Origin of the sequence: Nostoc sp. 'Peltigera membranacea cyanobiont' 210A (assembly GCF_002246015.1) — a bacterium.
Classification (GTDB): domain Bacteria; phylum Cyanobacteriota; class Cyanobacteriia; order Cyanobacteriales; family Nostocaceae; genus Nostoc.
This window is the reverse complement of record NZ_NOLJ01000004.1, coordinates 1-21,867: the sequence shown is the minus strand read 5'-3', so window position 1 is coordinate 21,867 and position 21,867 is coordinate 1. Positions and strand designations below refer to the sequence as shown.

The following is a 21,867-nucleotide window of genomic DNA, read 5'->3' as shown; positions in this document are numbered from 1 at the left end:
TAGTTCTATAAATATAAAGTTTATTTACCTTCTACAGAAACTAGAAAGCAACCGTTAATCCTCCAGATATTATTGCGCTGTTTTTCCATAAAATATAAAGCCCTCAAGGGAGCTCCATCAGGAGCAAGTAGCAGCACTGGTTGAGTTATATTTTCCTGGATGGTTGTTATCTTCTCAAAAAAGACAGAACGAGGACGGTATACTGCTGGATAGCTTGTCTTTACCATCTGTATAAAATTTTCTGGGGTTACGAATTGCGCCTGAATTGCTGGACTAGCAAAGGCAAAAGCGCTTTGGGCATCATCTTTTTTAAAGGCTGCCAATTGGTATTCAATTACAGAACGTATATTGATGGCATCAGTATCAGTAACTTCCATAAATTTAAAAATTGCGTAGGCGCAGCCCGCACTTCGGCATACTTCGACTGCGCTCAGTACAATAAGCTCAGTGACCATCGTAGACATCGCTCCAAGTGTCGGCAAAGCGATCGCTCAATTCTCACGCTGAGTGAGTGTGTATTCTATCTGCTGTAGTGCCGTTCGCCAGACATCATATCCCTCTTGAGACAGGTGCAACCCATCTGTGGTTAATTCTGGGCGCAAATTGCCTTCCATATCCGTAAACCAGCTATAAATATTGAGATAATTAGCGCCTTCTTGTTTGGCAATCACGGTTAGTTGGATGTTGAGATGACGAATACGGCTATTAGAAATTTTTGGTAGACGAGTAGGCAAAATTGATTGGACAATGATTTGAGCTTTGGGGTGAGTCTGGCGTAAACGCCGGACAATCCGGCGATAATTATGCAAAATTGTTTCATCACTAGCGCCTTTTCGTAGGTCGTTAATCCCAGCCATGATGTAAATAACATCTGGGCGCGTTGCTGAAAATGCCCCCAATCTTTTTAAAACGCCACTAGAAGTATCTCCAGATATACCTTGATTCAGCCACAATTTACCAGCAGGCAGTTTTTCTCTCGGAAACCACATACTCAAAGAATCACCAACTAAAATACTTAGATGATTGGCACCTTGACCTTGAGCGATCGCTCTAGCTTCTAAAGTTAATAAACTTTTCCAGTCATCATAAGTTAGCTGACGTTTCTTGATCGACTCCCACAATGATTGCAAATTATCACTATTTACGCGTGTATAAATCTGACCTGTTTTCAGAGCTGCCAATCTTTGGTAGTAAAGTTGATTTCCAGATGTCAATAAGAGGCTAGTTGCTTGGGTGCTGGGGTTGAGTGATGACTCTGTTGATACTGGTAATCCCTGACTGCTGAATTCTGGTACGCTAGGGACGTTTTTCTCACTTACTATTGGCTGCGAACTTTTTAGGGGTTGGAACGCTTGGCCGCTGAGTTCGGGTAAGGAGAGATCAACGCTCTTGATAATTTTTGTACTGACTATTGTCTGTGAACCTTGTTTTAAATCCCACAGGAATCTAGAACTTTCTGGCAGGACAATTGACAGATGTGGAAGAGCCGATGCTGGTATTGCTAATCCTGTTAACAAGCCTGCTGCCAACAGATAAGGGTCCCTCATCGCTTTCTCTCTCCTCTACTCACTGCTTTTCCTTATGACGGCATTAATTGCCTGTATTCAGGAAAATTTTACTTCGGTTAAGTTATTATTCTTATTTACGCTGTATAGTTCTGTAAAGCGTGTTCATGAGATTATATTTGACAATTTACGATCTCTTTAAAGTACGGTTTTCCCGGTGGTATACAAGTCTCGTTTATGCGAATACTTCTACTGAGGGCACTGTTTTCTTCAGTCGACTACTTTTCATAACTCAGTTGTCACAAATATTGAAAGTGTTTGCAAACTAGGCGATTAGTGAGTGATTTTGAGGATCTCAGGACAAAGGTTTTTGCTTTTGATGTTGCTAATATGTGAAATAAGCATCAGATTTTAGGTTTCTAGATTGTAGTCAATTGTCGCGATCGCATAAAAGTTAGCTCTACAAGCCGTTTCTCTACAAGATGCAAATACGTCTAGATTTTTCGTTTTGTCATGTGAAACTAAGCAGTGCAAATGCACCAGTTATTAAATATGTGATTAGTTCAGATTAAAGCGTCGAGAAGTAGCACAAGTGAAAATGTGGTCACTAAAAGAAATTTCTGAGCATTGTGGGGTAATTTGCAGCACAGTTACAATTTATGCGCATAGTCACAAAATGACAAAAGTTGACTTTTCTGCTATATCCAAATTAGCTCATATCTTTAATATGACGATTGAGGACTTAGTAGAAATTTTGGAAAAAAATAGGCAAAATTCTAACTGTTGAGATTGTTGAGATTATTGATATCATACGATAACGTGTCCTCAATGAGCAAGTATCAGATTTGCCATACTGAGAATTTGATAACTCAATAGACGTAATTTAAAATTTATGTTTACTAATTGAAGTATGAGTTGAAACACATTTAAATTAAGTTTTAACTCTAGAGAATAACCTCATTGAAAGTGCTAAGATTTAGGCTGAATCATTAGTGTTTTCCTTTTATTCTGTGGCAAGAGCTAGTACAGCGATTGGTGTCAGTCCCATTATTAAGGAGATTGTGCAAAAACAGGCACATTCCACACGTTTGACCCTGAAAGAAGTTATTCTGATGGGGATGTTAGCTATTGATAAACTAGATGATCGAGGTCGTCAAGAGCTAGCCGATCAAGTTCATCAAATGCAGGTAAATGGAGAAATTTAATTGAGTAGCTATGAGTTAAGAGTTATAAGCGATGCCCTGAGCCTGCCGAAGGGTTATCAATTTTAACTTCTCACTCCTGACTCTTTACTTAATTTGGTTATTGGCTAAATCGATAACGACTTCCCATTACATAATTTTCATTAATTTCAAAAGATATCCATCGGCGTTGCAGAGTTTCAGCGACAAAGCCGGTTGTGTTAGAACCTGCAAATGGGTCTAATACTATATCACCTTCATCAGTTAAGAATTTGATGAAGAACTCGGCGAAACCTTGAGGAAACCGTGCTGGATGGGGTCTAATTTCTGCTGTTTTGCAGCGTCGTAAATAAGCACTATTCGATTCAGTATTAGCAATTTCTAGCAAATTCGGCGGAATTGCACCCTGGTTATCCTTTTGAAATTTATCAGAAATATCATGTCCACTAGGACGTATTTTTGCTTTATAGCCATTTTTGAGTAACTGTTTCATACTTTGGCTATAGGGCTTTAAAACTTTTCTGTTATCTGCTTTAGGATGCGGTGTTTTAGACAACCACCAAACTGTGTTTACTGAGTCTTTGACACGAATCCGCCTGATTGTCACCCACTCAGCAGGGGTTGGCAGTCGAGCCGGATTATAGTGGTAAAATTCTTGAGCCAGAAAGAAACCTACTTCTTTGCATAATCTGACTAAAAGTTCGTATTGGTAGATACTCCGCACGGGATTACCAGGTAGGTAAGCGCCGCCTAAATCTATTACGAATGAGCCATTATCTGCGAGAACTCTTTTAAATTCGGATGCAAAAGGTAGGAACCACTCAATATATTTTTCAGCAGTTTCGTTACCGTATTCTTTTTTTCGGGTCAGTGCGAATGGAGGTGATGTGATAATTAAATTAATACTATTATCATCAATAAATTTAATAAGTTTAAGGCTATCACCTAAATATGCTGCTCCGTTATGCTGGGTATAAAAAGGATTAAAAATTATTTCTTTTGGTGGCGTTATTGGTTCTTCTTGCAAGAGTTATAAAATCATCTCATTTTTTCTAGTTATAACTTGTTTTGGTATTGTTCAAGGATTTAATTTTAAAAGTTATTTTTTTAACGCAGAGGGACACAGAGAGAAGCGCAAAGTAACGCAGAGGACTATATTAAATTTGTATCTCTGTACATGAGAATATACTCCTGAAATATTTGGTGACAAGTCAGTACAGAGGTTTAAAAAATTTGCGGTTTTCACTAGCTTGATAAGAGACTTGAGATTATATCAGTTTCAAAGCTTGAAGCATTACTGTATTCAACTGCTGTAATTGATTTGCTCCTAATTTACCTATCCTTCTGGTAATCAGTCTACGCTCTATGGTAGTTATTCGAGTCACCCTAACTTTAGAAGCAACCCGTAATCCAGTATTAGTAAAATCTGGATCTGAAGGTTCTAAAATAAACTCTTCTGGACTCAAACTACTTGTATTTTGAGATGAAATAAAACATAAAGTGACATCATCGCCTATGGTGTCTATCCATAAAACTAAACCAGGGCGTAGCTTTGTTCCACTCAAGTCTGTAAATGGAAATGGAACCAAGACGATATCACCTTTTTGAAGAGACATTAGATAGGTTCCCCGTCGTCAAGGGAGTATATGTCTGGTTCATTTTCAAGAAAGTTAAAGGCTCCTCCAGTCTGGGCAAATAGCATTAAATCACGAGTTGAAGGCTCTGATGAATCGAAAAATAGTTTTTCTTCCAAAAGCGATCGCTCCTCATCAGAGAGAGATAGGATAACTTGCAACAGTGATTCAACAAGTTTAGTGTTCATTTCAGATTTCGGTTTGTTTTACATACATTTTTTCTATTAATTCCTTTTCGTTTTTTCCTTTTGGTATCTGTATGAGGCACAACGAGATACCGAGTTCTTGTTCATCTTCTTGGTCAAGTAATTCAAATTGGGTGAATTCATCCTCCATTAAGAAGTAACGTGCTTCTTGTTCATTAGAAAATGTGTATTTAGAACCATCACAATCTAATATCTCAGTGGATACAGCAGTTTGCAGCTAAATGAGGTACAGAACCAAGGAAGGATTCACAAATCAAATTATTCTTCTCCCTCCTGCCTCCTGCCTTCTCCCAAGGGGAGACGCTAAAAGCGATCTGCCTCCTGCCTCAAAACCAGTGACTTTGTACCTCATGCAAAAGAAAACTGCTGTAAATCATCGTAGGTTCTTAACCTTGCCCAATTTAAGTTAGGAAAACTACACTACATCAGCCACCAATTTTCTTTGATAATAGATTTTTGTTGGAATTGCATTTTCTTTCCATTTATTTTTATAGCACCTTCAACTTCTATTACTGTAATTTTAAACTTAACTAATTCTACAAAAAATCCCCCACCATTGCGGCAGGGGATTTTTATTACTTATCTACAAAACTAGCAGCCGAATTAACCGAACTTACCAGCCGTAGAAGCAATCAAGAATGCTGCGTAAGTTACGACGTAGCCAACAGTGAAGTGAGCTAGACCAACTACACGACCTTGAACGATAGACAGAGCAACGGGCTTATCTTTCCAGCGAACTAGGTTAGCTAGAGGAGTGCGTTCGTGTGCCCAAACAAGGGTTTCAATCAACTCTTGCCAGTAACCTCTCCAGGAGATTAAGAACATAAAGCCAGTAGCCCAAACTAGGTGTCCAAATAGGAACATCCAAGCCCAGACAGACAGGTTATTCACGCCGTAAGGGTTGTAACCGTTAATCAACTGAGCAGAGTTAGCCCAGAGGTAATCGCGGAACCAGCCCATGAGATATGTAGAGTTCTCATTGAACTGAGCTACGTTGCCTTGCCAAATACCTAGATGCTTCCAATGCCAGTAGAAGGTAACCCAACCAAGGGTATTGAGCATCCAGAATGTAGCGAGGTAGAAGGAATCCCAACCTGAGATGTCGCAAGTACCGCCACGACCGGGGCCGTCACAAGGGAAGGCATAGCCGAAGTCCTTTTTATCGGGCATCAGCTTAGAACCACGGGCATCCAAAGCACCTTTGACCAAGATCAAGGTGGTGGTGTGCAGACCCAAAGCGATCGCATGGTGTACCAAGAAGTCGCCAGGGCCAATTGTCAAGAACAAGGAGTTAGTACCAGCATTGATGGCATCTAACCAGCCTGGTAACCAAACGTTAGCGTAGTTGGGCCATGCTGTATTGGCAATACTATCTGGGTTAGACAACAAGGTATCTAAACCGTAGAGTACTTTACCATGAGCAGCTTGGACGAACTGGGCAAACACTGGCTCAATCAGGATTTGCTTTTCAGGAGTACCGAAAGCAACCACTACATCGTTGTGAACGTACAAGCTAAGGGTGTGGAAGCCTAAGAAAAGAGATACCCAGCTGAGGTGGGAAATAATCGCTTCTTTGTGCTTCAACACGCGCTCAAGGACGTTGCCTTTGTTTTGTTCTGGATCGTAATCACGTACCCAGAATATAGCTCCGTGAGCAAAAGCACCAAGTATCAGGAAACCAGCAATGTATTGATGGTGCGTGTACAGCGCTGCCTGAGTTGTGTAGTCCTTAGCAATAAATGCATAAGGAGGCATGGCGTACATGTGCTGTGCCACCAAAGAGGTGATGGTTCCTAAAGCAGCTAGGTGAATACCCAACTGGAAGTGCAGTGAATTGTTATAGGTGTCGTACAACCCTTGGTGAGGCAGGTTGAACTGACCTTCACTCTTTGTACCAGGTACTAAACCGGATTTGGAGTTCAGCATTTCTTTGATGCTGTGACCAATTCCGAAGTTAGTCCGGTACTGGTGACCGGCAACTATAAAGATAACTGCGATCGCCAAGTGGTGATGAGCCATGTCAGTCAGCCACAAAGCTTCTGTCTGGGGATGGAAACCACCCAAGAAAGTCAGAATCGCAGTCCCTGCACCTTGGGATGTGCTGAATATATGCCCCGGAGTGTCAGGGTTTTGAGCGTAAACACCCCAGTTGCCTGTAAAGAATGGTGTCAAACCTGCTGGGTGGGGTGGGGTGGATAGGAAGTTATCCCAACCTACGTGCTGACCGCGAGATTCGGGGACAGCAACGTGAATTAAGTGACCAGCCCAAGCCAATGAACTAACACCAAACAAACCTGCTAAGTGGTGGTTTAGGCGATGTTCAGCGCTCTTAAACCATGCCAAGCTAGGACGGTACTTGGGTTGCAAATGCAGCCAACCAGCAAACAGTAATACAGCAGCGAATAACAGCAAGAACACTGAACCGTTGTACAGTTCGCCGTTATTCCGCATACCGATGGTATACCACCAATGGTAGAGACCAGAGTAGGTAATGTTTACCGGATTGCTAGCGCCCGCTTGGGTAAAAGCTTCGATCGCTGGTTTACCAAAGTGGGGGTCCCAAATCGCATGGGCGATGGGACGGATATGAATGGGATCTTTAATCCACTGTTCAAAGTTACCTTGCCAGGCTACGTGGAACAGGAGGCTGGATGCCCACAGGAAGATGATTGCCAAGTGACCGAAGTGAGTTGCGAAAATCTTTTGGTAAAGATTTTCTTCCGTCATGCCATCATGGGTTTCAAAATCGTTGCCTGTAGCGATCGCATACCATATCCGACGAGTCGTCGGGTCCTGTGCGAGATCCTGGCTAAATTTCGGAAATTTTGTCGCCATAGGTTTAATAAATCCTCTGACCTTTAGCCATCAAATATCAGCGTCTAGAGTCCTGAGTTCTGAGTCCTGAGTTCTGAGTTTTGCCTCAGCACTCAGTACTCAGCACTCAATAACTGATTGCTACCCTACTGAAAGGATGTGTGCATGGAAGAATGCCCAAGTTGTGGCAATTCCTCCCAAGAGGTAGTGAGCTACCCCTACAGCCCGACCCTGAATAATACTCAGAGCGCGAGGCTGAATTGCTGGTGCTACCTTCAGTTTGTTATGCGCCCAAACAATGGACTCAATCAGTTCTTGCCAGTAGCCGCGACCACTGAACAGGAACATCAAGCTGAATGCCCAGACAAAGTGAGCGCCTAAGAAGAGTAGACCATAGGCAGATAGCGCGCTGCCATAGGAATTGATGACTTGTGTAGCTTGTGCCCACAAGAAGTCTCGCAACCAACCGTTGATGGTTATGGCGCTTTGGGCAAAGTTACCACCGGTGATGTGAGTCACAGCACCATCTGCATCTACGGTTCCCCACACATCTGATTGCATCTTCCAACTGAAGTGGAAAATTGCAATGGATATTGTGTTGTACATCCAGAAAAGTCCGAGGAACACATGATCCCAACCAGAGACTTGACAAGTACCGCCACGACCAGGACCGTCGCAGGGGAAGCGGAAGCCCAGGTTTGCCTTGTCTGGAATCAGACGAGAGCTACGGGCAAACAGTACACCTTTGAGCAGAATTAGGACAGTAACGTGTATTTGGAATGCGTGAATATGGTGGATTAAGAAGTCCGCCGTACCCAAAGCAATAGGCATCATCGCTACCTTACCGCCTACAGCCAAAATCCCACCGCCGAAAGCATAGCTAACGGGTTCTAGCGCATTGGGAGCAGTGCCACCAGGAGCTAGGGTGTGGATGTTTTGTACCCACTGAGCAAACACTGGCTGCAACTGAATTGCAGTATCAGAGAACATATCTTGGGGACGCCCCAAGGCACGCATTGTATCGTTGTGGATGTAAAGTCCAAAGCTATGGAAGCCGAGGAAGATACACACCCAGTTAAGGTGAGAAATAATCGCATCTCGGTGACGAAGCACCCGATCCAGTAAGTTGTTTTGGTTCACAACCGGATCGTAATCCCGCACCATGAATATGGCAGCGTGAGCCGCACCGCCGACTATACAGAATCCACCAATCCACATGTGGTGGGTGAAAATGCACAACTGTGTAGCATAATCAGTTGCCAAATATGGATAGGGAGGCATCGCGTACATGTGATGCGCGACGATGATGGTCAGCGAACCCAAGAAGGCTAGGTTAGTAGCCAACTGAGCGTGCCAAGATGAGGTCAGGTTTTCGTAGAGACCTTTGTGACCTTCACCGGTGAAAGGACCTTTATGGTTTTCCAGGATCTCTTTAATGCTGTGACCAATACCCCAGTTGGTACGGTACTGGTGACCAGCAATAATAAAGATAACTGCGATCGCTAAGTGGTGATGAGCAATATCAGTCATCCACAAGCCGCCTGTTACTGGGTTTAGACCGCCCTTGAAGGTGAGGAAGTCAGCATACTGACCCCAGTTCAAGGTGAAGAAAGGTGCTAAACCAGCAGCAAAGCTAGGATACAGCTCGGTCAACAAGTCTTTGTTCAAGATGAACTCGTGGGGCAAGGGTATGTCTTTGAGAGCAACGCCTGCATCCAAAAGCTTGTTGGTCGGTGCGGATACGTGGATTATGTGACCTGCCCATCCCAAGGAACCACAACCTAGCAATATTTGCAAGTGGTGATTCAGCATCGACTCCACATTCTGGAACCATTCCAGTTTGGGAGCGCGTTTGTGGTAATGGAACCAGCCGGCAAATAGTAATAATGCTGCTAATACCAAGCCACCGATCGCAGTTACGTAAAGTTGGAAGGAATTTGTGATCCCCCAGCCACGCCATACTTGGAACAAACCGGAGGTGATTTGAATACCGTGGAAACCACCGCCAACATCACCGTTTAAAATGTCTTGTCCCACAATGGGCCAAACTACTTGAGCACTAGGTCTAACGTTCAACGGGTCGCTTAACCAAGCTTCGTAGTTAGAAAACTTTGCGCCGTGGAAAATCATCCCGCTCAACCAAACCATCACTACGGCTAAGTGGCCGAAGTGGGCTGAGAATATCTTGCGGGATATATCTTCTAAATCGCTTGTATGTGTATCAAAATCATGGGCGAGTGCGTGCAGGTTCCAAATCCATGTGGTGGTTTTGGGACCTCTGGCTAAGGTTCTGTCAAAGTGTCCAGGTTGCGCCCATCTTTCGAATGAGGTTGGAACTGGGTCATTATCGACGATTACTCTTGCCTTTTTTTCCTCTCGCTCCGGAGGACTTATTGTCATTCGACCTCCTCTCTTGATAAGGAATGAGGAATCATGAATACCACAAAATTAACCATTACCGCAAATTCCAGAACTTTACTGAAGCCGCGATGAAGACCTATGTGGATTGTTGTTTCTCGTTGAATTATAGAGTCTTCACTTGTACATTGTTAGAGATATTTTAACAATAATTCAAACTTGCTCAAATATTGCTGGAATTCATGCCTTAACTGGCTTTTAACTTCAAACTTTTTGTCCAAAAGTCAATAGTTTATCTATTTAATTTACAAAGAATAACAATTCGTAAAATTTATGGTTTGGCTGTATGTAGCCCATGTCCCAACTTTTACTGCTATTACTCATGAACATTTATGTCATATTTCAATTTTTGCAAGTAAAACGCTGTAAAGATTATGATTTCTTTTAAAATTTTATGAGCATACCAAGGAAAACTTATGTGATGTGAGGCAGATTTCACCTTTTGGGCTATAGTTCCAGATGGACAGTTTAAGCCAAAATAATCTGTCAATTGTCGAAGACTATCACTGGATGCAACGCATGAACTCGTGGCAGAAAAGGGTGTTAGAGAAGCTCCTCCCTCAGAGGTTCTCGATTCTCAGGTGGGTAATGATATTAGTGCTGGTATTAAGCTTGACCAGTTGCGGCGAGAAAGCCGACAGCCAGGAAGTATCTACTGGCTATAAAGAAAACTCCCCAAAGATTTCTCAAATTTCAAAGCAATTTTCGGAAGTTTCCCCTCCATCTGTTATTCAAGAACTGCGTCCAATTTTGGAAGTTTATCAGCCACAAGTGACAATTGTTACTCCAAAATTTGATGAAGTTCTTCAAGACAACAAAGTAACAGCCAGTTTTCAGGTTAAGGATCTACCAATATTTAAAGACCCACAATTACAACTGGGGCCACATTTACACGTAATTCTGGATAATCAACCTTATATACCTGTTTACGACCTGAATCAGCCCTTGGTATTGCCAGACTTGTCTCCAGGTAGTCATACCCTGCGCGTCTTTGCCTCTCGTCCTTGGCATGAAAGCTTTAAGAATGAAGGTGCTTATGCCCAAACAACATTTTACGTCTTCACTAAAACCGACGACAACACCCCAGATCCTAAATTCCCGCTGTTAACTTACAGCCGTCCTCAAAGCAGCTACGGAGCAGAACCAATCTTACTGGACTTTTACCTAACTAACGCTCCTTTGCATCTCGTTGGTAAGGAAAACCCCAACGACGAGTTCAGTGATTGGCGCATCCGCTCCACTATTAATGGTGAAAGCTTTATTTTCGATCGCTGGCAAGCAGTTTACCTTAAAGGCTTCCGCGCAGGGAAAAACTGGGTAAAGCTAGAATTTCTCGATAATCAAGGAAATGCTGTCAAAAATGCTTTTAATACTACAGTTAGATTGATTGACTACCAGCCAAAGGGCAAAGACACTCTGTCGAGAATTGTCAGAGGAGAACTCACAGCAGCTGAGGTACGCGGTATTGTAGACCCGAATTATAAACTTGCACCTAAACCCATACCCACACCATCCGTTGAAAAAACACCCCAAATACAACCGAAGGTAGAAAAACAGCCTATTCCTGAAACTGAAGTTCCAGAAAAATCCCAAATACAGCCAGAACAGCCAAAATTAGAAGTTCCAACGGCTGTACCATCTCCCACTTTGTCTCCGACACCACCAGAAATAATTACGCCAGCACCAGAAGCACAGCCAGAGATAACGCCAACTCCTGAATCTACGCCTTTACCTGAAAAAGTAACGCCTCAGCCAACAAAACCAAGATTTGGTGGATTTTTTAACCGTGGGGCTGGTAAAGTGCCTACCCCAGAAGCACCTGTTGCACCATCTCCTAGTTTGCCACCCACGCTGCCAGAGATTATTGAGTCTCCTGTACCAGAAATTATTACGCCAACACCAGAACCACAGCCAGAGGTAACACCAACTCCTGAATCTACGCCGTTACCCAAAAAAGTAACGCCTCAGCCAACAAAATCTAGATTTGGCGGATTTTTTAATCGTCTAACGAGTAAGACACCTACTCCACAAGTAACAATTGCACCATCTCCTAGTTCGTCACCCACACTGCCAGAGATTATTGAGTCTCCTGTACCAAAAATAATTACGCCACCAGCAGAACCAGAGCCAGAGGTAACGCCAAATTCTGAATCTATGCCGTTATCTAAAACAACCGCTCCCGATCCAGAAAAACCAGAATTAACCAAAAATACTCAACTGTAACTCTTGCGCTAAAACTTCAACCAATGCGATCGCACCTACAGGATTTCCGATATTATCCAAACTAGGACTGTAACAAGCGATCGCTCCCTCTCCTGGTACTATTGCTACAAGTCCACCACCAATCCCTGATTTCATTGGTAGACCAATTCTGACTGCAAACTGGGCAGAAGCTTCATACAGTCCACAAGTTGACATTACAGCATTGACAATTCGGCGGTTTTGTGGTGATATACAGCCATTGTCAAAAGCTAAGAGTTTTCCTAACAGGGCTAAATCTTCAACTTGCCCAGAAATACAGCATATTTGCTCGTAAGTGTCAAGTGCTGTTTCAATATTTTCTAGATGACCAGCTTGGGTGAGATAATTAGCGATCGCTTCATTAGCTGTTGAACGGGTTAATCGCACTGAAGCCAGCATTTCCTCATCTAAACTTAGTTGGCAACCTGCTAATTGGTTGAGCCATTGACAAAATAAGAGAGTGCGATGATTAGCGTCATTTCCTGGTAATTTATCAGACAGAGTAATTGCTCCACTATTAATCATCGGGTTGCGGGGATGGCCGCGATCGCTAACTAATTGTTCTAAAGAATTGAAGGGTGCATCCGATGGTTCCACCCCAACCCAGCCAAAAACTGTTTCTGCTCCGAGATGTTCTAGCAAATAAAGTAGGGAAAATGTCTTAATCACGCTCATTAGCGGGAAAACACAAGCTGTATCCCCAAAACTGATGGTTTTACCCGATTTACAGCAGATGTGAACTGCAAACCAACTAGGATAAGCTTTAGCTAATTGCGGAATGCGATCGGCAACTTGTCCTCGTTCAACTTGGGTTTGAGCTAGCTGCACCCAGGCTGATAACTTCGTAGTAGTTAGTTTTTCAAGTCCTTTCAAAGTGTAAACTTTTTAACAATTTATTTTTTAAACGGCAACTAACAGTATAGTCTGATATTAATGGCTGAATTTACCCCTAAGTGGTTACGCAAAATTAAATTATTTATGTCATTGCAAGCGGCATGAAATGTAACGTCTCGTAGAGAAACAATTCCCAACCGTAAGCGAATTGTCTCATTTTGCTTCGCTTAATTCACAATGACAAATGTATATAGCGTTTCCTAAGTAACTGAGGTACACCTAAATCTTTTCTCACAAAATAAGCAGCTTTAAAAACGTACCTCACTAGGTCGGGAAGCCCCGTATTTAATTTTACACTACTACTTATCACACCTCAGCATTGTTTCTAAACAACAGAACTGTATTGGAGGTAGGTTTGTGAAATTATCTAAACTGTCTAAAATTCTAGGTTTAACAACAGCATTTGCAATTTCATCACAAGCTACGTTGCTGATTCAACAAAACAAGGCTCTAGCGGATATTGATATATCTATCCTTACATCTCTTAAATCTGTACTTTATACAGGCGAATACTTATTCGCTGCCACTAATCAATACTTGATTTCACCTAATGGGGTATATAAAGCTATCCAGCAATCTGATGGAAACTTTGTTCTTTATGCTGGCAGTACTCCTCTGTGGGCATCAAACGTTCTTGACACATCAGTTTACTACACTCTCATGCAAACCGACTGCAATTTAGTCAGTTATAATTATAGTGGAAACGCTGTGTGGGCAAGTAATACAGGTGGGCTTGGTTCTAATTGTCGTCTCGAAGTTCAAGATGATGGAAACTTGGTAATTTATAGAGGTGATAATGTTCCTGTATGGTCAACAAATACCAACAGATAAGCTGCCTTGTTTATACCATTTCTTTATGAAGCTACATAGAAATAACCCCACCGCCTGCGGCATCTTATCGATGCTTTGAGAGAAATGAAAGTGGCGTTTATGGTGGTATAATTTGAAGCTTTTCAAACATCTTTGTTAACTCGACTTTATCCAAAATTAAGAACTTGGTTCTCCTTAATAGAGCAAAAACCCTAACTTTTTAGCAAAAATTTTTTCTATGTTACTGATTCACGGTGAAATCTAAAAAGTAAAAATAATACCCGATATAGGTTTTAGCATTAGCGTTCGTGCAACGACTCCGCAGGAGTATCGAGTTGCTAGAAAATGGATAAAGTCGAGCTTAATTACGAATTACCAATTAGTATGATTCCCCGTGTCAGAGCGCCAGAATTACCGCAAAATTACTTTTGGCTCAATACCGATAAACCATTGTCTCTTAAACAACTCAAGGGTAGAGTCGTAATTTTAGACTTTTGGACATACTGTTGCATCAATTGTCTGCATATTCTGCCAAACCTAAAATATTTAGAACAAAAATATAAAGATAGTCTTACTATTATCGGCGTCCACTCTGCCAAATTTGAAAATGAAAAAGAAACAGAAAATATCCGCCAAGCTATCTTGCGCTACGACATTGAACACCCAATTGTAGTTGACAGAGGTTTTCGGATTTGGGAAGAGTATGCTGTGCGTGCTTGGCCTACGTTAATAATTATTGATCCAGAAGGTTACGTGATTGGCCAGATTTCTGGTGAAGGAAACCGTGACACTTTAGACGAGTTGATTCAAAAGTTAATTCAGCAACACCAAGACAAAGGCACAATTAATTTCCAAGAAATAAGCTTAACTTTAGAAAAACAGCGTCAACCATTAATTACACCTTTAGCTTTTCCTGGTAAAGTTCTAGCTACTCAAGCAGGTTTGTTTATCGCTGACTCTGGACATCACCGCCTGGTTATGAGTAGCTTTGATGGAGAAATTTTACAGTTAATTGGGACTGGACAATCTGGCTTAACTGATGGTGCTTTTAACGAAGCGCAATTTTTTGCACCGCAAGGAATGGCTTATGATGCCGAAAATCAGATTCTTTACGTTGCTGATACAGAAAATCATGCACTGCGGCGAGTTGATTTAAAGCGCCAGGTAGTCAAAACTATTGCGGGAACTGGTGAACAAAGTCGCAATATCCATCCTCATGGCGGTGCTGGTTTAGAAACCGCACTGAATTCACCTTGGGATTTAGTGAAAGTAGGAAATACGCTATTTATTGCAATGGCTGGGCCGCATCAAATTTGGCAAATGGATTTAGAAACTGGCATCATCAAAACTTATGCTGGTACTGGTGCAGAAGCGTGTATTGATGGTTCACTTACTGAATCTGCTTTTGCTCAATCTAGTGGTATTACTAATAATGGGCAAGAATTATATATAGCTGACAGTGAAGTTAGTTCAATTCGTGGTGTTGGAATTGTCGAACCGTATCAAGTAAGAACTGTTTGCGGTAGTGGCGGTTTATTTGGTTTTGGTGATGTAGATGGACAAGGTGAAGATGTCCGTTTACAACACTGTTTAGGAGTGGAATACGCTCAGAATTTTTTGTGGGTAGCAGATACCTATAACCATAAAATTAAATTAGTTAGTCCCAGTGGGAATTGCCAAACAGTTTTGGGAAATGGTTCTGCGGGTTTACAAGATGGCCAGGGAAAGAACACTCGTTTTTTTGAACCTTCGGGATTGAGCGCTTTGAGTTCTTATTTATATATTGCTGATACCAATAATCATGCTATTCGTTGCGTAGATTTGGATAGCTTTGAGGTGACAACGCTTCAATTTCCTGATTTATGTGCGCCAGATGTTTGTATTCCGCCGAATTTGTAGAATGATAATATCACGCAAAGACACAGAGTTCTTCTTTGCGCCTTTGCGTGAGATTTTAAAGAGAGTAAATTAAATAGTGCTACTGTCGGTTAAACTTTGAAAGGCATAGGTTTAAAATTTTCATCCCCAATTATAAATTTATCTGCCTTGATACCTTTAGGTGTATCAAACAGTAAATCTACAGAACGAGATTCACCTGAAGAGAAAGGTTTATTTAACAAATCGATATCATATTTTATTTCCCTGTCTTTCAAATCATATTTGTTACCTTTTGAATCAACTAATTTTGAGGAGAAAAGATGGAACCATGCATCATCCTCTCGTTGTCTTTTGCCACTTGTGTTTTTAACAGTTACAGGAACCACTGTCCAAACTTCAGCCGCTTCGTATGTTGTGTACTTTCCTTGAATTTTCTGCCCTGTATATTTAACGCCTGTTACGCTAACTTCCCAACCTTTGCGATTAACTTTACCGCTAACTGCTTTTGAAACTGGTTCAATGTTAGTAGTATCAGCGGCATTTGCTTGAGATGATGAAGGCTCTAATTTGGCTTGCTGAGAAGGTGTACAGGCAGAATTTATCAGTAACAATGCTGCAATAGATAAGTATTTCAATTTATTCATAGTTGCACTATGGTTGTATATTTAAACCTCTTTTACCCTTTTGAGAGGTTCGTTATTATAATTCCCAAAAATTAACCAACGTTAACAACTGATCAAATTTAATAAGCTGAACTACCTCTAATTTTTGAGAAGAAGCCAAGCCAGTCAAAAGTTACAGCCGCATTATAGCAATCCTATTTGATTTGCAAACATCCAGAGACTCAGATCCCCGACTTCTTAAAGAAGTCGGGGATCTTTTTGTTCGTAACTTATTTAGGATTGCTAAACTATCTTGAGCAGCTTGAATATCAGTACTATCACTGAATTGATGTTAATAATTGCCGATTAAAATAGTTGATTACTTTAAACTATAATGCTGACAATTACTAATTTACATTGACTACTAAGATTAATATGAACAAGATATGCCAACTATTAGACTTTGATGCTGATGTTTTGTTATTTAATAAAGATACATATATCGTTAGCAGATTCAAAGAATTGATATCTGAAAATTTTAGGCAGAAATTTCGTACAAGATTAGAGAATGCTCAGGTCACTGTTTCAGAAAGTTTGCAAAAGCTATGCATAAACGAAGTCTATTTTCAAGCTGAAGATATCACATGGCAATCTTCTAGCGAAGGCATAGATTGTCAACTTTTCAAAGTTGGCTCTACAGATTGGGAAGCAGGGAAACTCAGAATAAAAGTATCTACAGAAATTAGTCCTCCATACCTAGAAAAACTCCCTGGTTCAGTTACGAGGAAATTTAAAACTGGCCAACTGAACATTACTGTAGTGTTAGAATTTTATCCTGATAATCCTAATAAAACTGAATCGCCTTTAGATGATCTTCGTAAAATGATACAAGCAACATGAATACTATCCTACATATCACGAAACGCCAACAATGGGAAAAAGCAAAAGATTTGGGCAGCTATCGCGCTGATTCACTCGACACTGAAGGCTTTATCCACTGTTCAAAATCAATGCAAATACTCAAAGTTGCAAAAAGATTTTTTGATAATCAAAAAGAACTGGTACTACTTTTTATTGATTCTGAAAAAGTCCAAGCTGAAATTCGCTATGAACCTGCTGAAATAGGCGAATTATTTCCTCATATTTATGGTGAGTTAAATATTGATGCTGTGTATCAAGTGATTGATTTTGAAGCTGGGGAAGATGGTTTATTTGAGTTGCCGCAAGAAGTTATAGATTTAGAATAACGAACCGCAGAGGCGCAGAGGACACGGAGGAGAGATGGAGATAATTTAAGCGATCGCTTTTTGGTTAGAGCATTTGCTACATCTCAAATTTGAGTAAAAATGAAGCTAAGGTAATAAAATTCGCGGGTACACGAACTCTCGTTCGCTAAGGTAATAATCAAGGTTTTGCTTGGGTAGACGCGATTTATAACGCCCTTTTAAAGTATTTCGCGCTTTACTTAAAGAACGGGAATTAATCTAGAGCAATTGTGACCGAATTTAATTTACAAATCCAAGAAAATAGCGATCGCTTCGCCAACGCCAAGGGCGATCGCTTCTCAACTCCACTTGAGGATGCTACACCTAGCTTGCTTCCCCTTAAGAGTACAATACACTGTGTCAACACCAAAGGCGATCGCATCGACCGTTACCTTTCTCAAGAATTACCAGACTTATCTCGTTCCCGCATCCAACAGTTAATCGAACAGGGTAACGTCCAACTTAACGACAAAGTTTGTACATCTAAGAAGATCAATGTCAAGGTAGGCGATCGTATCATTCTCGAAATACCAGAAGTTCAACCTTTAGAACTGCAAGCAGAAGACATCCCCTTAGATATCCTTTACGAAGACGATCAGTTACTTATTCTCAACAAACCAGCAGGCTTAGTTGTCCATCCTGCGCCCGGTCATCCAGATGGCACTCTGGTAAATGCCTTATTGGCTCACTGTCCCAATTTACCAGGAATTGGCGGAGTCCAACGTCCAGGAATCGTCCATCGATTGGATAAGGATACAACAGGAGCGATCGCGATCGCTAAAACAGATATTGCCCATCATCATCTACAAGCACAACTCAAAGCAAAAACTGCACGACGAGAATACTTGGGCATAGTTTACGGTGCGCCAAAAACTGAAAGTGGCACTATCGACTTGCCTATTGGTCGCCATCCCCAAGACCGCAAAAAAATGGCTGTTATGCCTGTTGAACAAGGCGGACGAATCGCCGTCACTCACTGGAAAATATTAGAACGCCTTGGTAACTTCACCTTAATTCACTTTCAATTAGAAACTGGACGCACCCATCAAATTCGCGTCCACAGCAGCAAAATTGGTCATCCCATTGTCGGCGACCCAGTTTATAGTTCTGGCCATTCAGTGGGAGTAAATTTGCCTGGTCAAGCACTACACGCTTGGCGACTCAAATTGCAGCATCCCCTATCTGAGGAGTTGATTGAAGTGACAGCTACTCCTCCCGCCCACTTTACAAAACTTTTAGAGATGCTAAAAAGACGAACTACACTTTAACCTCGTCCACGCCTGAAACTACCCCAATTTTAAACACATTGAGCATTGATAAAAAACCATACCCAATGTCCAATGCCCAATTCCCAATGCCCAATACCAATTAACAACTAGCGTGCATTAGACATGGGATAGAGTCTGTTTCACTTAGTTATATCTAAATAAAACTCCTACATAACCCAAGACTTATGCACGCTATAAAACGATCAAATGGATGTACTAGCCAGCCACCGACTAAAAATCGTTATCTAATTCCTGCCAGTTGCCGATAAGGTACAGACTTTTCGATATCGATGTTGTATGACGAGATCCGTTGTGGAGCATTGCCAGTTGCATTGATATTTTGTGCCATAGACAAGAATAAAGCTGGATCGCCAGCCTTGGGCTTTTTCTCCTGTGGAAGGAATCTGCGTACTTCGACCTGCCAAATGATTTGGGGGAAACCCAGTTTAGCACGGTGATAATCTTCGTATCGCGGAGATTTGATGTTGAATGGCAACTCACCCGCAGATTGGGATGGCAGTATCCGACGGCGCTGATAAGGCACTGTAGAGTCTCCAAAATTGCTTAGGTACTCTTCAGTGTTAAGCACTTCATCAATAAAGCCTACAATACCCTTGGTAGCGACTACAATTGACCAGGCAATTTTTTCCCGTTCGTTGTATGGATCGCGTCCTAGAACCCGCTGAATTACTTGCTCAACAAAGCGATAATTATTGTTGAGGTCGTAGAAGCTTTTCTTAAAGGTATTGGAAAGTACCAACCCACGAATAAAGTCCCGTACTGTAATTTGTCCATTACGGAGTTGAGACTCTAAATATGTTTCGCGATCGGCAGCAAAGGCATAAAAGAAAATTTGACGATATGCTGCTTCAATCAGATCGCCTAAATCTGACGGAGAAAGTATATTGTCTGTAGTGAAAATCCTGGGTTGTTCATCACCAGGTACTTCGTATCCAGCTACACGCTGATTTTGACTTGAAGGTTCATATTCTAACAGAGGAAGTGGCACTCTAAAGCCTCCATGTTCTTAATTAAAGTTAACAACTTTTAATCACATATTAAGGGAGTAGTTGTATCAGAACTTCAGATTCTGATAAAATTTCACGAAACTTAACTAAGGGGAATTGTAAGTATTCGTAGGATAAATGATTAGTCTGCTGGATTCAACCCATAGCTAATCAATAAAAGGGATTCAGGCTTCCAGCTTAATGACTACGTAAATGACTAAAAAATTTTATTCACATATTTTAGATTAAGAGATTCAGTTTCACCTTTTTGAACTGAAGCAATAATTTTTAACATTTAGCAAAAGAAATTAATGAGGCATTGGGCATAAGAGGCAGAGGGGAAAATTTACTGCAACTTCTCCTCGGTCACTGAGCGTAGCCAAAGTGCTGCTCCCCTGCCTTCTGCCTCCCTCAGCGACTCAACGACCTATCCAAAATTCCAGAGGATCTATGGTTGATTTACAGTAAGGCCAGCTACGCAAAGTTGCTTCCATTCCTGCCTCCCAGTAGGGTGGTTCCAATCCCAGCCCTAAGCATAGATGAGATAGGATACTAGCAAACTGCTCATTGTGACCAAACTCTCCTAGATGGGCATGGGCGTATTCATGGACGACTACACCAAACCAGTCTCTAGGTGCAACTCGACCAACATCTACCAGAATAGTGATTGGGTTTGTGAGAATGTTGCATAGCCCATCTATGCCGAAGGATTGAGCTATGGGGACTGCAAAAATTTGGATTTGGCGACGCTCTTGGGGATGAAAGCACTCATGACAAACTTCTAGATAGGCGTTGATCTGAGCGTTTACGGCGTTAATATTTTCGCCGATCCAAGTGCAAATGGGGATGCGATCGCGCAGGTTATCAAACACATCCACCATACCCGGTTCTAGGGCAAGTCCCTGTACCAGACGCAGATAATCTTGCCCACGAGTAAAAGCATCGCTCTGCTTGAGATAGTTCACCAGCCCAAAACTGAATAAAACTGTCTTTTTTCCAAAACATCCGTCCCAAGTTTTTCTGTGACTTCTTCTGGGCTGGAAACCTCAACAGAAGTTTCAATGCGGCTTTCACTACAAAATGATGCCGTGCTAAAGCCACCAAACCGTTTGACTGTACTGGTTCGTAGTCGCATATTTGGGCTGGCGAACCAGAATCGCTCAATGGAACTCATTGTTTCGTATTCGGTTGTCAACACCAGTCCATCTTCATCATCCATGTGAAAAAGACCGACTACAGGCACTATTTCGGCGTAGCCTCTTTCGCGGAGTAATTTGCCTTGCCTTGGATTATCACCATCAGGCACGATCGCAAATATGGTTTTCCCCTGATGATTCTCCTCACCCTCTCGATCCCAAGCCATTGTTCCTAGCCAACGCACACGCGAACCACCGACTGAAAGGCTGGGGTCAATCTCATGATACTGGCACAGTTCAATGATTTCTGGATGATCGGCATCGAGAGTTTCTACCTGTATATCTGATTCTCCTATCTCTGAGCGCTTGAACGCCAGATGATGAGTTGCACGTTGCGATCGCCACTTACCAGCACTTAGCTGAAAAAATTCCATTGCGTCTATCAATCTTCTGACTCCTACTTATTGCTCCTGCGGATGATGTTTTACGAGTTCTTTCTTTTTAGAGTAGTTGGTATATAAACATTCTAAACATTACAGCGATTAGCGGCTAGCTTCAATAAACACCCTAAAAAGGGATATATAGAGGTGTGCTCTCCTCGCGACTTGTCTCCTCAAGCGTTAGTTGAGTTCCGCTCTCTTCTTGACTACGTAATCAACTCCCTTTCATAGTAATAGGGATTGACTAGACGTAGACGAGCGATCGTCATACTCTAAAACTCAGGGACTCTGAGTCTGTTGCTTTGCCTGTATTAGGTTGAGTGATTGACCAAGAGTCCCTCTGTTGTTAATAATTCGTAATTCGTAATTCGTAATTCGTAATTCGTAATGACGCTCGAGTACTCGCTAACGTAATTCGTAATTATTGAACTTGGAGGATTTGTGCGATTCGTTGCCTAGTGAATCACGGTAATCAGTCCGTACATAACTAAGCCAGCCTGACAGCAGATTACTGTCATCAAAAGGCTGAACTCTCGGTCAGATGCAAGTGTAAGCCTTGCCATTCAGA

General features: G+C 41.7%; 20 protein-coding genes and 1 pseudogene. 9 read left to right on the top strand and 12 right to left on the bottom strand.

Annotated features, from left to right (window positions below; genetic code table 11):
* Positions 1–20 precede the first annotated feature (20 nt).
* Both CDG76_RS12970 and CDG76_RS12965 read right to left on the bottom strand, forming a co-directional pair.
* Entirely contained in the window at positions 21–377 is a 357-nt protein-coding gene (locus CDG76_RS12970; RefSeq protein ID WP_094349985.1) for a DUF4864 domain-containing protein, read from the bottom strand.
* A gap of 114 nt (positions 378–491) precedes the next feature.
* A complete protein-coding gene (locus CDG76_RS12965; RefSeq protein WP_094349431.1) occupies positions 492–1,547 on the bottom strand; it encodes an SGNH/GDSL hydrolase family protein in 1,056 nt (351 codons plus the stop codon).
* Positions 1,548–2,103: 556 nt separating this feature from the next.
* Between CDG76_RS12965 and CDG76_RS12960 the strand changes: the two genes are divergently transcribed.
* Both CDG76_RS12960 and CDG76_RS12955 read left to right on the top strand, forming a co-directional pair.
* Complete coding sequence (locus CDG76_RS12960) at positions 2,104–2,292, top strand: helix-turn-helix domain-containing protein (protein ID WP_094349430.1); 189 nt, start codon at positions 2,104–2,106, stop codon at positions 2,290–2,292.
* 205 nt (positions 2,293–2,497) lie between these two features.
* Positions 2,498–2,710, top strand: coding sequence for a hypothetical protein (locus CDG76_RS12955; protein ID WP_094349429.1), 213 nt, complete (start codon positions 2,498–2,500; stop codon positions 2,708–2,710).
* A 97-nt stretch (positions 2,711–2,807) separates the two neighbouring features.
* On the opposite strand, the gene CDG76_RS12950 is transcribed toward CDG76_RS12955, so the two are convergent.
* The 5 genes from CDG76_RS12950 to psaA form a co-directional block, all read right to left on the bottom strand.
* Entirely contained in the window at positions 2,808–3,713 is a 906-nt protein-coding gene (locus CDG76_RS12950) for a DNA-methyltransferase (RefSeq protein ID WP_094349428.1), read from the bottom strand.
* A 241-nt stretch (positions 3,714–3,954) separates the two neighbouring features.
* Positions 3,955–4,302 (bottom strand): type II toxin-antitoxin system PemK/MazF family toxin, encoded by a 348-nt coding sequence (locus CDG76_RS12945; protein ID WP_094349427.1) that lies wholly within the window; start codon positions 4,300–4,302, stop codon positions 3,955–3,957.
* Positions 4,302–4,508, bottom strand: a complete 207-nt coding sequence (locus tag CDG76_RS12940) for a hypothetical protein (RefSeq protein ID WP_094349426.1) — start codon at positions 4,506–4,508, stop codon at positions 4,302–4,304. The genes CDG76_RS12945 and CDG76_RS12940 overlap by 1 nt, the downstream gene beginning before the upstream one ends.
* Before the next feature lie 621 nt (positions 4,509–5,129).
* Positions 5,130–7,361, bottom strand: coding sequence for a photosystem I core protein PsaB (gene psaB, locus CDG76_RS12935; RefSeq protein WP_094349425.1), 2,232 nt, complete (start codon positions 7,359–7,361; stop codon positions 5,130–5,132).
* A 120-nt stretch (positions 7,362–7,481) separates the two neighbouring features.
* The gene (psaA, locus tag CDG76_RS12930) at positions 7,482–9,740 is read right to left on the bottom strand and encodes a photosystem I core protein PsaA (RefSeq protein WP_094349424.1); all 2,259 of its coding nucleotides are present in this window, start codon (positions 9,738–9,740) and stop codon (positions 7,482–7,484) included.
* 537 nt (positions 9,741–10,277) lie between these two features.
* Between psaA and CDG76_RS12925 the strand changes: the two genes are divergently transcribed.
* The gene (locus CDG76_RS12925) at positions 10,278–11,981 is read left to right on the top strand and encodes a hypothetical protein (protein ID WP_094349984.1); all 1,704 of its coding nucleotides are present in this window, start codon (positions 10,278–10,280) and stop codon (positions 11,979–11,981) included.
* Here CDG76_RS12925 and glsA read toward each other — a convergent pair.
* Positions 11,958–12,872 (bottom strand): glutaminase A, encoded by a 915-nt coding sequence (gene glsA, locus CDG76_RS12920; RefSeq protein WP_094349423.1) that lies wholly within the window; start codon positions 12,870–12,872, stop codon positions 11,958–11,960. The genes CDG76_RS12925 and glsA overlap by 24 nt on opposite strands.
* Positions 12,873–13,250: 378 nt before the next feature.
* Between glsA and CDG76_RS12915 the strand changes: the two genes are divergently transcribed.
* Positions 13,251–13,724 carry a hypothetical protein gene (locus tag CDG76_RS12915; protein ID WP_094349422.1) on the top strand — a complete coding sequence of 158 codons (474 nt, stop codon included), beginning with the start codon at positions 13,251–13,253 and terminating at the stop codon, positions 13,722–13,724.
* A gap of 363 nt (positions 13,725–14,087) precedes the next feature.
* Positions 14,088–15,602, top strand: a complete 1,515-nt coding sequence (locus CDG76_RS12910; protein ID WP_094349983.1) for a thioredoxin-like domain-containing protein — start codon at positions 14,088–14,090, stop codon at positions 15,600–15,602.
* An 89-nt stretch (positions 15,603–15,691) separates the two neighbouring features.
* On the opposite strand, the gene CDG76_RS12905 is transcribed toward CDG76_RS12910, so the two are convergent.
* A complete protein-coding gene (locus CDG76_RS12905) occupies positions 15,692–16,225 on the bottom strand; it encodes a DUF4352 domain-containing protein (RefSeq protein ID WP_094349421.1) in 534 nt (177 codons plus the stop codon).
* A gap of 375 nt (positions 16,226–16,600) precedes the next feature.
* Here CDG76_RS12905 and CDG76_RS12900 point away from each other — a divergent pair, with 375 nt between their 5' ends.
* The 3 genes from CDG76_RS12900 (at position 16,601) to CDG76_RS12890 (ending at position 18,716) form a co-directional block, all read left to right on the top strand.
* On the top strand, positions 16,601–17,083 hold the full coding sequence (locus CDG76_RS12900) for a KGK domain-containing protein (RefSeq protein WP_143854082.1): 483 nt from the start codon (positions 16,601–16,603) through the stop codon (positions 17,081–17,083).
* On the top strand, positions 17,080–17,430 hold the full coding sequence (locus CDG76_RS12895; RefSeq protein WP_094349419.1) for a DUF952 domain-containing protein: 351 nt from the start codon (positions 17,080–17,082) through the stop codon (positions 17,428–17,430). The genes CDG76_RS12900 and CDG76_RS12895 overlap by 4 nt, the downstream gene beginning before the upstream one ends.
* A 368-nt stretch (positions 17,431–17,798) precedes the next feature.
* A complete protein-coding gene (locus CDG76_RS12890; protein WP_094349982.1) occupies positions 17,799–18,716 on the top strand; it encodes an RluA family pseudouridine synthase in 918 nt (305 codons plus the stop codon).
* Positions 18,717–18,957: 241 nt separating this feature from the next.
* Here CDG76_RS12890 and CDG76_RS12885 read toward each other — a convergent pair whose 3' ends face one another.
* The 3 genes from CDG76_RS12885 to CDG76_RS12875 form a co-directional block, all read right to left on the bottom strand.
* The gene (locus tag CDG76_RS12885) at positions 18,958–19,725 is read right to left on the bottom strand and encodes a phycobilisome rod-core linker polypeptide (protein WP_094349418.1); all 768 of its coding nucleotides are present in this window, start codon (positions 19,723–19,725) and stop codon (positions 18,958–18,960) included.
* A gap of 417 nt (positions 19,726–20,142) precedes the next feature.
* Complete coding sequence (locus CDG76_RS12880) at positions 20,143–20,688, bottom strand: hypothetical protein (protein ID WP_094349417.1); 546 nt, start codon at positions 20,686–20,688, stop codon at positions 20,143–20,145.
* Complete coding sequence (locus CDG76_RS12875) at positions 20,685–21,302, bottom strand: phycobiliprotein lyase (protein ID WP_094349981.1); 618 nt, start codon at positions 21,300–21,302, stop codon at positions 20,685–20,687. The genes CDG76_RS12880 and CDG76_RS12875 overlap by 4 nt, the downstream gene beginning before the upstream one ends.
* Positions 21,303–21,449: 147 nt before the next feature.
* On the opposite strand from CDG76_RS12875, the pseudogene CDG76_RS36130 reads away from it, so the two are divergent.
* A pseudogene (locus CDG76_RS36130) lies at positions 21,450–21,530 on the top strand (bleomycin hydrolase); the annotation flags it as partial.
* Positions 21,531–21,867: the final 337 nt, after the last annotated feature.

Coding starts and splice junctions, on each gene's coding strand:
- CDG76_RS12970 (WP_094349985.1), bottom strand. CDS start 377: ATGGAAGTTACTGATACTGATGCCATCAATATACGTTCTGTAATTGAA.
- CDG76_RS12910 (WP_094349983.1), top strand. CDS start 14,088: ATGATTCCCCGTGTCAGAGCGCCAGAATTACCGCAAAATTACTTTTGG.
- psaB (WP_094349425.1), bottom strand. CDS start 7,361: ATGGCGACAAAATTTCCGAAATTTAGCCAGGATCTCGCACAGGACCCG.
- psaA (WP_094349424.1), bottom strand. CDS start 9,740: ATGACAATAAGTCCTCCGGAGCGAGAGGAAAAAAAGGCAAGAGTAATC.
- CDG76_RS12925 (WP_094349984.1), top strand. CDS start 10,278: ATGAACTCGTGGCAGAAAAGGGTGTTAGAGAAGCTCCTCCCTCAGAGG.
- CDG76_RS12940 (WP_094349426.1), bottom strand. CDS start 4,508: ATGAACACTAAACTTGTTGAATCACTGTTGCAAGTTATCCTATCTCTC.
- CDG76_RS12895 (WP_094349419.1), top strand. CDS start 17,080: ATGAATACTATCCTACATATCACGAAACGCCAACAATGGGAAAAAGCA.
- CDG76_RS12905 (WP_094349421.1), bottom strand. CDS start 16,225: ATGAATAAATTGAAATACTTATCTATTGCAGCATTGTTACTGATAAAT.
- CDG76_RS12945 (WP_094349427.1), bottom strand. CDS start 4,302: ATGTCTCTTCAAAAAGGTGATATCGTCTTGGTTCCATTTCCATTTACA.
- CDG76_RS12960 (WP_094349430.1), top strand. CDS start 2,104: ATGTGGTCACTAAAAGAAATTTCTGAGCATTGTGGGGTAATTTGCAGC.
- CDG76_RS12965 (WP_094349431.1), bottom strand. CDS start 1,547: ATGAGGGACCCTTATCTGTTGGCAGCAGGCTTGTTAACAGGATTAGCA.